At 66.2% G+C, this 12,023-nt stretch carries 11 protein-coding genes; 5 read left to right on the top strand and 6 right to left on the bottom strand.

The window, feature by feature from the left end:
• Window positions 1-40: 40 nt before the first annotated feature.
• Window positions 41-1,123: a ferredoxin reductase gene (locus ACFTSF_RS14890; RefSeq protein WP_380154290.1), complete on the top strand. Its 1,083-nt coding sequence runs from the start codon at window positions 41-43 to the stop codon at window positions 1,121-1,123.
• 13 nt (window positions 1,124-1,136) lie between these two features.
• On the top strand, window positions 1,137-2,291 hold the full coding sequence (locus ACFTSF_RS14895) for an acyl-CoA desaturase (protein ID WP_344144927.1): 1,155 nt from the start codon (window positions 1,137-1,139) through the stop codon (window positions 2,289-2,291).
• On the opposite strand, the gene ACFTSF_RS14900 is transcribed toward ACFTSF_RS14895, so the two are convergent.
• The 5 genes from ACFTSF_RS14900 to ACFTSF_RS14920 form a co-directional block, all read right to left on the bottom strand.
• Window positions 2,230-4,248: a HelD family protein gene (locus ACFTSF_RS14900; protein ID WP_380154291.1), complete on the bottom strand. Its 2,019-nt coding sequence runs from the start codon at window positions 4,246-4,248 to the stop codon at window positions 2,230-2,232. The genes ACFTSF_RS14895 and ACFTSF_RS14900 overlap by 62 nt on opposite strands.
• 38 nt (window positions 4,249-4,286) lie before the next feature.
• The gene (locus ACFTSF_RS14905) at window positions 4,287-5,081 is read right to left on the bottom strand and encodes a phosphatase PAP2 family protein (protein WP_344144929.1); all 795 of its coding nucleotides are present in this window, start codon (window positions 5,079-5,081) and stop codon (window positions 4,287-4,289) included.
• Between the two features lie 111 nt (window positions 5,082-5,192).
• Window positions 5,193-6,041 (bottom strand): carbohydrate ABC transporter permease, encoded by an 849-nt coding sequence (locus ACFTSF_RS14910; protein WP_380154292.1) that lies wholly within the window; start codon window positions 6,039-6,041, stop codon window positions 5,193-5,195.
• A complete protein-coding gene (locus ACFTSF_RS14915; protein ID WP_380154293.1) occupies window positions 6,038-6,946 on the bottom strand; it encodes an ABC transporter permease in 909 nt (302 codons plus the stop codon). Before ACFTSF_RS14915 ends, ACFTSF_RS14910 begins: the two co-directional genes overlap by 4 nt.
• Window positions 6,947-8,536, bottom strand: coding sequence for an extracellular solute-binding protein (locus ACFTSF_RS14920; protein WP_380154294.1), 1,590 nt, complete (start codon window positions 8,534-8,536; stop codon window positions 6,947-6,949).
• Window positions 8,537-8,603: 67 nt separating this feature from the next.
• Between ACFTSF_RS14920 and ACFTSF_RS14925 the strand changes: the two genes are divergently transcribed.
• From ACFTSF_RS14925 to ACFTSF_RS14935, 3 genes are read left to right on the top strand one after another with little or no spacing between them, the layout of a single operon-like run.
• Window positions 8,604-9,638: an exo-alpha-sialidase gene (locus ACFTSF_RS14925; protein WP_380154295.1), complete on the top strand. Its 1,035-nt coding sequence runs from the start codon at window positions 8,604-8,606 to the stop codon at window positions 9,636-9,638.
• A 16-nt stretch (window positions 9,639-9,654) separates the two neighbouring features.
• Window positions 9,655-10,563 carry a dihydrodipicolinate synthase family protein gene (locus ACFTSF_RS14930; protein WP_380154296.1) on the top strand — a complete coding sequence of 303 codons (909 nt, stop codon included), beginning with the start codon at window positions 9,655-9,657 and terminating at the stop codon, window positions 10,561-10,563.
• A gap of 26 nt (window positions 10,564-10,589) precedes the next feature.
• A complete protein-coding gene (locus ACFTSF_RS14935) occupies window positions 10,590-11,285 on the top strand; it encodes a FadR/GntR family transcriptional regulator (RefSeq protein ID WP_380154297.1) in 696 nt (231 codons plus the stop codon).
• Here ACFTSF_RS14935 and ACFTSF_RS14940 read toward each other — a convergent pair.
• On the bottom strand, window positions 11,282-12,019 hold the full coding sequence (locus ACFTSF_RS14940) for an abortive infection system antitoxin AbiGi family protein (RefSeq protein WP_380154298.1): 738 nt from the start codon (window positions 12,017-12,019) through the stop codon (window positions 11,282-11,284). The two genes, ACFTSF_RS14935 and ACFTSF_RS14940, sit on opposite strands and share 4 nt — an antisense overlap.
• Window positions 12,020-12,023: the final 4 nt, after the last annotated feature.

The raw sequence follows: 12,023 nt of genomic DNA on the forward strand, positions 1-12,023 counted from the left end.
GGTCATGAAACTACACCGTGGGTCGAGGATGCTGGAACGCATGACGACCTTTGCCTCAGACCCGCGCGCGCGGACGACGTTCCGCAGCCGGCTGCGCGACCGGGCCTGGCAGGTTGCGGCGGCGGCCACCCACCCGCGTGACCCCGCCGACTACCTCGACATGTTCCGGCCGCTCCGGGCAGGCGCCGACCTGCGCGCCCGAGTGGTCGACGTCCGCCCCGAGAACGGCAACGCCGTGACCGTCGTACTGCGGCCCGGCGACGCCTGGCGCGGCCACCGGCCGGGTCAGTACGTCCGGATCGGGCTGGAGGTCGACGGCGTCCGCTTGTGGCGCTCCTACTCACTGACTTCCGCGCCGGGCGACGGACTGATCACCATCACCGCGAAGGCGGTTCCGGACGGTCTCGTCAGCGCACACCTCGCGCAGGAGCTACGGCCGGGCCAGCTCGTGCACCTGGACCAGGCGGTCGGAGACTTCGTGCTGCCGGACCCTGCGCCGGCGAAGGTCCTGTTCGTCACCGGCGGCAGCGGCATCACTCCGGTGATGGGCATGCTGCGCGCAGGTCTCGGCCGGCTCAACGATGCGGTCCTGGTGCACTCCGAGGCTCGGGCCGAGGACGTGATCTTTGGCGACGAGCTGCGCGAGTACGCCGCTGCTGGACACCTGCGGTTGGTCGAGCAGCACACCGACACGCACGGCCGACTCGACGTCGCTGCGCTGGCGGACGTCGTACCGGACCTTGCTGAGCGCGAGACGTGGGCCTGTGGACCTGCGGGTCTGCTGGATGCGCTCGAGGAGCAGTGGGCGGGTGTGCTGCACACCGAGCGCTTCCGGACCGCACTGGCCGAGCCAGGAGAAGGTGGCAGCATCACCTTCTCAGCGACCGGGACCACGGTCGAGCTCGACGGTGCGACGCCGATCCTCGACGCCGGCGAGCAAAACGGCGTACTGATGCCGTCCGGCTGCCGGATGGGCATCTGCTTCTCCTGTGTGCTTCCGCTGCGCTCGGGCTCGGTGCGCGACCTCCGCTCGGGAGATGTCACCACTGCCGCGCCAGGTGACGGCGTACTCATCCAGACCTGTATCTCGGCCGCGGCCGGCACCTGCGACATCGACTGTTGAGAAAGAGACCCCTGTGACTGTTCTGCAGAAGAAGGCCGCCAACCCCATCGGCCACCTGACTCCCGAAGACATCGAGGAGATCGGCCGCCGGCTGGACGAGATCCGGGCCGAGGTCATCGCCACTCGGGGCGCCCGCGACGCGGCGTACATCCGCAAGGTGATCAGCGTGCAGCGCAAGCTGGAGCTGGGCAGCCGGGCGGTTCTGCTGCTCTCGCTGTTCCCCCCGGCCTGGCTGATCGGTACGGCGGGTCTGTCGGTGGCCAAGATCCTGGAGAACATGGAGATCGGTCACAACGTCCTGCACGGCCAGTGGGACTGGATGCGGGACCCGAAGATCCACTCGACCAGCTACGAGTGGGACCACGCGTCTCCGGCGGACCAGTGGAAGCACGCGCACAACGACCTGCACCACACGTTCACCAACGTGGTCGGCAAGGACAACGACCTCGGCTACGGCATCATGCGTGTCGACGAGGACCAGCGCTGGTACCCGCTCTACCTGGCGCAGCCGTTCTGGAACGCCATCAACGCCGTCTTCTTCGAGTACGGCATCGCTGCGTACGACCTGGAGCTCGGTCGGAACCTGGCCACCAAGGAGCGCCGCCAGAACCCTGACTTCAAGGCGCGTACCAAGCAGGTGCTGAAGAAGATCCGCGGCCAGATGACCAAGGACTACGTCGTGCACCCGCTGCTGTCCGGGCCGTCGGTGCTGCACACGCTGGCGGCCAACGCGGTCGCCAACGTGATCCGTAACGTGTGGTCCCACTCGGTGATCATGTGCGGGCACTTCCCGGAGGGCGTGGAGACGTTCGAGAAGAAGTCGATCGACGGTGAGACCCGCGGTGAGTGGTACCTGCGGCAGATGCTCGGCTCGGCCAACATCAGCGGCGGCCGCGCGATGCACATCATGACCGGCAACCTGTCGTACCAGATCGAGCACCACCTGTTCCCGGACCTGCCCAGCAACCGGTACCAGGAGATCGCACCCAAGGTGCGGGCGATCTTCGAGGAGTACAACCTGCGCTACACCACCGGGCCGCTGCCGAAGCAGGTCGCCTCGGCGTGGGCCAAGGTGTTCCGGCTGTCGCTGCCGAACGACTTCGGGGCTAAATTGCGGTCGCTAGGACGGTCGGCAGGTCCTGGCTATGCAGGACTGCCAGCGAGGTAACGGCTCGGGTGAGGCAGACGTAGAGCCGGCGGAGGCCGGTGCGCTCGTCGGCCTCACCAGCAACGATCCCGGCCGGCTCGACGAGCACTACGTGGTCGAACTCGAGACCCTTGGCCAGTGACGCCGGTACGACGTCCAGGTGCGACTCGGCGTCGTCCTCATCACCCAGTACGGCGAACTCGAGTCCCTGCTCCTGCAGTGCCTTCCGAGTGGCGGGGACGAGCGCATCGGGGACGATCATGCCGATGGAGCCCAGTCGACTCGACACTTCGCTCACTGTGGTCACAGCGGCCGCGAGACTGTCGCTGACCCGGCTGATGGTGAGCTCACCGCGCGCACGCCGTACGGCGGTGGGCGGTGTCAGGTGGGGAGCGATGGTCGGGAGCAGACGAGCGGCGTACTCGATCACTTGACCCGGGACGCGGAAGCCGGCGGTCAGCTCCTCGGTGTGGGCGCCGGTCTTGCCCAGGTGCTTCAGGGCCTCGTCCCAGGACGGTGTGGCCCACGGAGTGGTGCCCTGTGCGATGTCACCGAGCACGGTCATTGATCCGGTCGAGCACCTCCGGCCGACAGCGCGCAGCTGCATGGCGGACAGGTCCTGTGCCTCGTCCAGCACCACGTGGCCGAGTGAGGGCGTCCGGTCGACTAGATCGGCGATCTCGTCGATCAGGGTGGCATCTGCCACTGACCACTTGGCTGCCCCGGCGGAGCGCGGCGCCTTGGCCCAGATCAGCATTGCCTGCTCTTCCGCAGTCAGGATGCCTTCGGCGTGCTCAGCCAGTAGCTCCGGCTCAGTGAAGAGGCGGAACAACAGCTTGGCCGGGTCCACCGCTGGCCACAGAGCTTCGGCGTACTGCTTGACCGGGCGGCTGCGCGCCACCGCGTCCTGCACGCGGTCATCCGGTGAGTCACCGGCCGCCTCCATCCGCAGCAGGACGGCGTGCGCCAGGCGCTGCGGGAGCATTGCCCGACCGGCGCCGTACCGGACACCGCGAGTCTGCAGCTCGGTGAGTAGCTCCTCGGCCTGGTACGCCGCTACTCGCCACCGGTGCGAACCGCGTGGCACGACCAGAGCGTCCTCGGGCGTCCGCACCTGCGACCACACTGCGCGGTGCAGCACCTCCGCCATCCGGGCGTCGCCCTTGAGTACGTCGAGTGCCGCCGGCCCGGGCGCAGTCACTCGGACATGGGCGACCAGCTCCTCGACAGTGGTCTGCTTGGCCTCGATCTCGCCCAGTGCGGGCAGCACGTCACCGATGTAGCGCAGGAAGCTCGCGTTCGGCCCGACCACGAGCACTCCGGCCCGGCTGAGCTGGTCCCGGTAGGCATAGAGCAGGTACGCCGCTCGGTGCAGCCCGACCGCGGTCTTCCCGGTCCCGGGTGCACCCTGGACGCAGATCGTGTCCTCGACGCCCGCACGGACGATGACGTCCTGCTCGGGCTGAATGGTCGCCACGATGTCGCGCATCGGACCGGAGCGCGGGCGCTCGATCTCAGCGTCCAGAATGTCGCTGTGCTCCTCGACGGGAGCGGCTGAGGTCAGGTCCTCGTCTTCGAACGCGGTCATCTCGCCGTGCGTGAAGCCGAACCGGCGCCGGGCGCCGACCCCCATCGGCTCGGTCCGGCTGGCGCGGTAGAACGGCACCGAGATGTCCGCTCGCCAGTCCACCACCAAGGGCTCGCCGAGGGCGTCGTTCACGTGCCGGCGGCCGATGTGGAAGGTCTCCGGAGCTGGGGAGACGTAGTCCAGCCGGCCGAAGAACAGCGGGACCTCCGGGTCGTCCTCCAGCTCCTTCATCCGCCGCCAGATCGCAGCCTTCAGAAACTCCTGGTTCACCCGGTCCGCGCTGTGAATCTCCAGTGCGCCGGTCTTCTCCCGCATCTGTGCCAGAGCTTCGCGGGAGGTCTTCAGATAGTTCTTCTCGGCCTGGAGGGTGTCGGACGTGTCTGCGGGCATGAGTGACCTCCAGCAGGGGGTGGGGGAGCCCAGCTACGTTACTTGAGCACCTTCCGGATCGGTACTGAATTACGCGTCCGCGGCAGGTCGGCCTGCAACCGCCCCCGCCGGAGCAACAGCGGCAGGCAGGCGGCCAGCAGCACCAGGGCGACCAGTCCGTCCAGCCAGTAGTGGTTGGCGGTCATCACGACCACTGCGAACGTGATGATCGGGTGGGCGAGCCAGAGCCAGCGCCAGCGGGACCGGGTGATCAGGATCATCGACAGGGCGATCAGAGCCGCCCAACCGACGTGCAGGCTCGGCATGGCGGCGAACTGGTTCACCACGCTGCCGGACCGATCCGCGCCGTACACGGACTGGTCGTAGGCAAGACCGGTGTCGACGAAGCCGGGCATCATTCGCGGCGGTGCGAGCGGAAACGCGATGTGACCGATCAGTGCGAGTCCGGTCAGCGCAGCGATGGTCCACCGCACGTTCGAGTACGCCTTCGGTCGCCAGATGCTCAGCCAGAGCAGTACGGCGCCGGTGAGCGGCGCGTGCACGGAGGCGTAGTACAGGTTCGCCGACTGGACCAGATGCGGGAAGCTGAGGGCCGCCTGCTGGATCGCCGCCTCGTTGGGCAGGTGTAGCCAGTTCTGAAACGACAGCACCTCGCGAGCGTGGTCGAACGCGGACCCGGTGTGTTTGGCCGCGATCTGGCGCCCGGCGCTGTAGACCCCGAACAGGGTCGCGAGCAGCACCGCCTCCCGGATCACTCGCCAGACTGTCGCCCGACGCTGCTGTTTGTCCTGCTCCCCGACTACCCCCACGCCCTCCAGCGCTTGCGTCCCCATACCTTTCGACGGTACCTGCCGTTCCCTCAGGTTTTGCCCAGGCGCAACCCTGACGTTGCCCTGGGCAACCCCCGAGGAACCGTCCGTGACGCGGCTGTCATGCGGCCGAGATCAACCCTTGACGGCTCCGGTCAGCACGCCCTTGGCGAAGTGCCGCTGCAGGAACGGGTAGATCAGCAGGATCGGGACGATCGACACCACCAGGATCGCCATCTGGATCGAGGCCTGCGGTGGCAGCAGTTCGGTTCCCAGCTCAGCGCTGCCCAGTTGGGTGTCGTTGATGACGTACGTCCGCAAGACCAGTTGCAGTGGCCAGAGCCGGCTGTCGTTCAGGTAGAGCAGTGCGGAGAAGAACGCGTTCCAGTACGACACCGCGTAGAACAGCCCGACCACCGACAACACCGCCTTCGACAGGGGCAGGACGACGTACCCGAAGGTCTTGAGCTCGCTGGCGCCGTCCATCCGGGCGCTCTCGGTCAGTTCACCCGGCAGATTCATGAAGAACGCGCGCAGCACGATCACGTTGAACGCACTGATCATGGTCGGCACGATCAGCGACCAGATGCTGTCCAGCAGTCCGGCACCCTTCACCACGAGGTAGGTGGGGATGATGCCGGGCGAGAACAGCATGCTGAACAACACCACCAGCAGAATCGGCCGTCCGGCCACAAAGCTCGGCCTGGCCAGTGCGTAAGCCAGCAGGCACGACACGGTCAGGCTGAGCAAAGTGCCGACCACGGTGACGAAGACACTCACTCCCAGCGCCTGCGTCACCACACCGCCGGCAAACAACGACCGGTACGCCGCGAAGTCGACCGACTCGGGGAGGAGAACCAGTCCGCCGGACTCGGTGATCTGTTTGTTCGGTGCGATGCTCGTGGAGATCACTGCGACGAACGGGATGATCACCACGGCGCAGAACACCAGCAGGACAACGCCTTTGAGCGCCCTGATCATCATCTGCTGTACACCCCTTGCTCGCCGAAGATGTGGGCGATCTTGTTCGCAGCCAGCACCAGAGCGACGCCGACGAGGCCCTTCACCAGACCGACTGCGGCTGCGACGCCCCACGCGCCACCGAGCACACCGTTGTTGTAGACGTAGGTGTCCAGCACCTCGCTGACGTCTCGGCCGACGGCTTGCTGCTGCAGGATGATCTGCTCGAAGCCGACGGTCAGAGAGTCGCCCAGACGCAGGATGAACAGCAGGATGATGATCCCGCGCAGTCCGGGCAGTGTGACGTGCCAGAGCTGCCGGGTCGGGCTTGCGCCGTCCACACTGGCCGCCTCGTACAGCTGCGAGTCGATCTGGGACAGTGCGGCCAGGATCAAGATGGTGGCCCAGCCGGTGTCCTTCCAGATGATCTGCGAGGTCAGCAGGACATGGAACAGCTCCGAGTTGCCGATGATGTTCAGCGTGGCCAGGTCGTGTTCACGCAGGTAGTTGTTCAGCAGGCCGCTCCCACCGAGCATCTGCTGGAAGAGTGCAACCACGATCACCCACGACATGAAGTGCGGCAGGTAGAGGATGCTCTGCGCGATCCGCTTGATGCGCTCGGAGAACAGCGAGTTGAGCAGCAGGGCCAGCAGAATCGGCGCCGGGAAGACGAACACCGACTGCAGGCCGGTCAGGATCAGTGTGTTCTTCAAAGCGCGCAGGAACGCCGGATCGCCGTTGAAGATCACTGCGAAGTTCGACCAGCCGACCCAGTCACTGCCACCGATCCCCAGGAACGGCTGGTAGTCCTTGAAGGCGATCACGTTGCCGAGCAGCGGCACGTAGTGGAACGCGATGATGAGAGCCGCGCCGGGTAGTGCGAACAGCAGTAGTACCCGGTCGCGGCCGAGCCGGTGCCAGAGGCTCATCTACTTCCCTGCCGTGTCGGCCAGTGCCTGCTCGAGCTCCGAGCGGATCTTGTCGCCACCCGCCGACTTCCAGTCCGCCAGCCCACGCGTCCAGTCGGCGACAGGCTTCTTGCCCTGGACGATCTGGTTCTCCAGATCAGTCATGGTCTTCACGAGCTGCGCCTGCTTCTTCGACTGGGTGTCGGAGTACAGCCCGTACGACGCGTCGCGCACCAGCCGTTTGGCGACCTTCTGCTGGATTGCGTGCTGCTTGCGCGGCACATCCGGCTTGCCGGCCCAGTAGAGCGCCAGAGGTGAGTCGCTGATGTACTGCAGGCCGATACCGGTTTCGACGGTACCTGCCTTGGTCGGCACCGGATCCGTGCCCTGCAACGTGTAGTGGCGCCCGGCGACGCCGTACTTGCGGAACAGGTACTCCTCGGTGCCGAACGGTGCAGCCATCCAGTTGGCGATCTTGAGCAGGGTCTCGGCCGAGTGCTTGCTGTCTTTGCTGAAGGCGGTGACGTTGTTCAGCGCACCACCCATCCACGGCGTGCTGCCGGGAAGGTCGAGCATGTTCACCGCGAAGGAGTCACCTGCGATGTTGTCGGCGTAGTACTGGTTCCAGGCGACGAAGCTGTCGTAGTCGAAGGCCGCAGTACCGCTGTTGAACCACTGCTTGCGCGCACTGGCTTTGTCGTTGAACGCATCTGGGTTGATCACTCCGGCGGCGACCATCTTGCGTGCCGCCTCCAGTGCCTCCTGGCTCGCCTCATGCTCGTAGCTGGAGGTGAACTTGCCGCCCTGCTCCTTCCAGACGTTCGGTACGCCGAGCAGCTGGCGGAGGGTGGACAGCGGTACCCGGGTCCACGCCCACTTGTTCTGCTTGGCGGCGGTGAGCTCTTTGGCGAGGGCGAAGAACTCCTCGAAGTTCTTCGGTGCGGGGTCCTTGATGCCCTTGGCGGCGAGCAGGTCCTCGCGATAGAGCACCCCTGAGGTCCGGGACATGCCCCGCGGCACCGGGACGCCGTAGATGGCGCCGTTGAAGACGCAGCCCTGCCAGAAGTCCGCAGGGATGTTGGCCAGGAACGGGTACTTCTTGATCGCGTCACCGGACAGGTGCTCGGTGAGGTCCAGGCACTTGGCCTTCACCAGACCGGGGATCTGTGCGGTGTCGACGGGGATGTTGAGGATGTCCGGCAGGTCACCGCCGGCGATGCGGGTGGCGAACTTGTCCTTGTACTCGTCGTTGGACGCCATGCTGATCTGCAGCTCGGAGCCGAGCCGGTCGTTCAGCGCCTGCCAGAACTGGTTCCGGTCCGCCGCGGGTGGGATCGCGCCCGGGATGTTCGTCAGGAACGTGATCGGCTGCCCGTCCCCGGGAGCCTCGGTGATCGCGCGGATCGGCTTCGCGGGGTACTTCAGGAAGGCGTCCAGGACCACACCGTCGCCGGGCAGGTCCGGCGTCACTCCGGCGTACTTCGTGTACGTCGGCAGGGCCACAGCGCGGTTGGCGGCCGCCGTGTTCTTCGGGCCGGACGAGCAGCCGGTCATCGCGACCGCCGCGGCGGCCAGTCCGCCGCCGAGGAACGTGCGTCTGCTGACGGGCATCTTCGAGCCTCACTCTTTTTAGACAAGCACTGTCGTTGGGAGGCCACACGATGACATAGTACGTCCTATGTCTTCAAGACTCGGGGTCGTCTTCGAACCGGCCGGGAGCGGGTTCCACACCTTCCGGATCCCGGCCGTGGTGGCGCGTGATGAGCTGGTGCTCGCCTTTTGCGAGGGGCGGCGGCACGGGCCTGGGGACTCCGGAGAGATCGAGCTGGTACTGCGGCGGTCGCTGGACGGCGGTCTGACCTGGCTGCCGCTGCAGGTCGTGCTGGCGGCGCCAGGAAAGACCTGCGGTAACCCGGCACCGGTCTTCGATCCGGTCAGCGGGGATGTCGTGTTGGTGTCGGTGCAGAACGGCGCTGAGGCCGCGGAGTCGTCACTGGCGCGGGGGAGTGACCCGGAGGACGGCCGACGCGTCTTCGTGCAGCGGTCTGCTGACGCCGGTACGACGTGGAGTGCGCCCGTGGAGATCACTGAGCAGGTGAAACCGGCGGACTGGGGTTGGTACGCGACCGGACCGTGTCACGCGATCGCCTTGCGCAGTGGACGGTTGGTGGTCCCGGCGAACCACTCTGCCTTGCCGGATGGCGTCAACGGTGGTCATTGCATCGTGAGCGATGACGGCGGACACACCTGGTCGGTGGGGTTCGTCGATCGCAATGACGAGCCGGAGATCAACGTCAACGAGAATGCGGTCGCGGAGCTCCCCGATGGCCGGCTGTACTTCAATGCGCGCAACCACCTAGGTACCGGGCCGGCCCGAGTCCACGCGTGGTCGTCGGACGGCGGTGCCACGTTGGAGGCGCCGTACGCGGGGATCCCTGAGGTCACTGCACCGGGGATCCAGGGGAGCGTGCTGGCGCTTCCCGATGGGCGATTGTTGCTGTCGACCCCGACCGATCCGGCGGTCCGGCGCGAGCTGACCGTTTTCGTGAGCTCCGACGCCGGTGCGTCCTGGGAGCCCTTACTGGTCGTGCATCCCGGGATGGCCGGGTACTCCGATCTGGTGCTGCTGGCCGACGGGTCGGTGGGGATCTTCTACGAGGCCGGTGAGACCTCGTCCTTCGCTGCACTGCGCTTTGCCACATTCGCCCTTTGACCATTGGGAGCTCGTTTTGCTGACTGGTGTCGTACCTCCGCTCGTCACACCACTCACTCCGTCGTACGACGTGGACACTGGATCGCTGGCGCGGTTGATCCAGCACCAGCTGACCGGGGGAGTCAATGGTGTGTTCGTTCTCGGCACCTGTGGTGAGGGAACGTTTCTGACCGACGAACAGCGGCAGGTCGTGCTTGAGACCGTAGTGGGTGAGGTGAGTGGCCAGGTCCCGGTGCTGGCCGGTGTGATTGACACGTCGACCGCTCGGGTCGGTGCGCACGTCTCGGCGGCTCTGAAGGCCGGAGTGGACGGGCTGGTTGCCACAGCGCCGTTCTACGCCGCAACGCATCCCGCGGAGATCGAGCGACACTTCACGCGACTGGCCGAGCTGGCGGGCGAGACGCCCTTGTATGCCTATGACATCCCGGTGCGAGTCGGTACGAAGCTGCCGACCTCACTGGTCATTTCACTCGCCCAGGCCGGGGTCATCGCCGGTGTGAAGGACTCCAGCGGGCAAGAGCCCAGTCTGCGGCGGCTGGTGATGGAACGGCGAGAAGCCGGGCTCAAAGAGTTCGCGATCATGACCGGGTCGGAGGTAGCCGTCGACTCCGCACTGGCGTTCGGTGTGGACGGCGTCGTACCGGGCTTGGGGAACGTGGACCCGGCCGGCTACGTGCGCTTGTTCGGTGCGTCCAGTGCGGATGCGTGGCACGAACAGGAGCGGCTGATCCGCTTGTTCGACATCGTCGACGTGGCAGACCGGTCGCGGATGGGCGCCAGCTCAGCAGCACTCGGCGCCTTCAAGGCAGCGCTCTACCTGCTCGGCGTCATCGACTGCCCCATCACCGCGTACCCCTGCATCCCCCTCGACGACACAGAGATCGCCGCACTCCGCCCCCTACTGGACGAGGCCGGATTACACTAACGACCTTTACAGGAGGTGGACTGTCAGTGACGAGGCCACGTGGCGCTGCGGGGAATCAGACCTTCATCCGCGACCAGATGAAGTCCTACATCCTCGAGCGCGGCCTGAAGGCAGGCGACCCGCTGCCGAACGAACAGGACCTGATGGCCCAGCTCGGTGTCGGGCGGCACCCCCTGCGCGAGGCGATGAAGGCCCTGCAAGCAGTCGGCATCATCGAGATTCGCCACGGCTACGGCACCTACGTCGGTGAGGTGTCACTGCAGTCGCTGGAGGACGGCCTCGCCTTCCGCATGTCCCAGTCGATGGCCGGCGACCTCCGCGACGTCCAGAACGTCCTGGAGGTCCGCCAGGCACTGGAGGTCGGCCTCGCCGAGGAGGTGGTCGCCCACTTCAGCACCCACGGCGCAGACTCCCTGGAAGAGCTGGTCCAGCGGATGGAAGCCAAGGCCGCCACCGGCAGCTACTTCCCCGACGAGGACTGGGCCTTCCACCAGGCCCTCTACGAGCCCCTAGGCAACGCCCTGGTCATCGACCTGCTCTCAGTCTTCTGGCGCACCTTCGCCGACGTAGACGCCCGCCTCCCCGGCGCCCGCTACACCCCCGCCGACGCCGCCGCCTGGCACCGAGACCTCCTCGACAAACTAACCTCCGGCGACCCCGACGCCTTCGCCCGCTCCATGAAGTCCCACTTCAACGGCATCCACACCCGCCTCGTCGACTAGACGGCCGAAACGCCGGACAGGACGGAGATCATCCGCTCCAGACCCCAGTCGGGATCGATCAACGGGATGCTCCGCCGCTTCCAGCTGTAGCTCAAGTCGTCGCGCAGCGCCGAATGGTCGTCCTCGGGTGCAAGCAAGGCAACGACGTTCTCCACGGACTTGAAGGAGAAGTCGCCGACGTGCCGCCATTCCCGTTCCCAGGAGAACTCCTTGCGCTGACCGTTCGGGTTGCCCATCTTCTCCATGAACGGAGTCAGCCGCAGGATGTCCTGGAGGGCCAGCCGTCGGCTGTCGACCGTGCCTTCGACGGTCGACTCCGCGATGGCGCGGTCCACTTGGCGGTTGACCGGGTTGCTCAACCAGTCGTGTCCGACGGAGATGTCCAGGTACCACACCGGGTTACATCCCCGGCGTCGGCAGATCGCCTTGGTGAAGACGAGGCCGTACTTCGTGAAGGACTCCTGACGTCCGTGGATGTCGCGAACCATCATCCAGGTGTGTTCCAGCGGAGTCTCGGAGAAGCACACAACACGTTGGGTCGCCCGAGTGCGATGCAAGAGCTGGTCATGCTGTTTGGCCAGCCCGAACGGCGACCTGGCCTCGATCGTCCGGGACTCGGCGATCGACAGCAGGTTGTCCCGGGCGGTGTGATTTTCCGTGTCCTTGGTCAGGTGGACCAGGAACGTGCTCAGGTCGGTACGGCGGTGCAACAGCTGTTCGATGCGGTCGGCCATGGAT

The sequence above is a fragment of the Kribbella sp. NPDC056951 genome, from assembly GCF_042674205.1.
Taxonomy (GTDB): domain Bacteria; phylum Actinomycetota; class Actinomycetes; order Propionibacteriales; family Kribbellaceae; genus Kribbella; species Kribbella yunnanensis.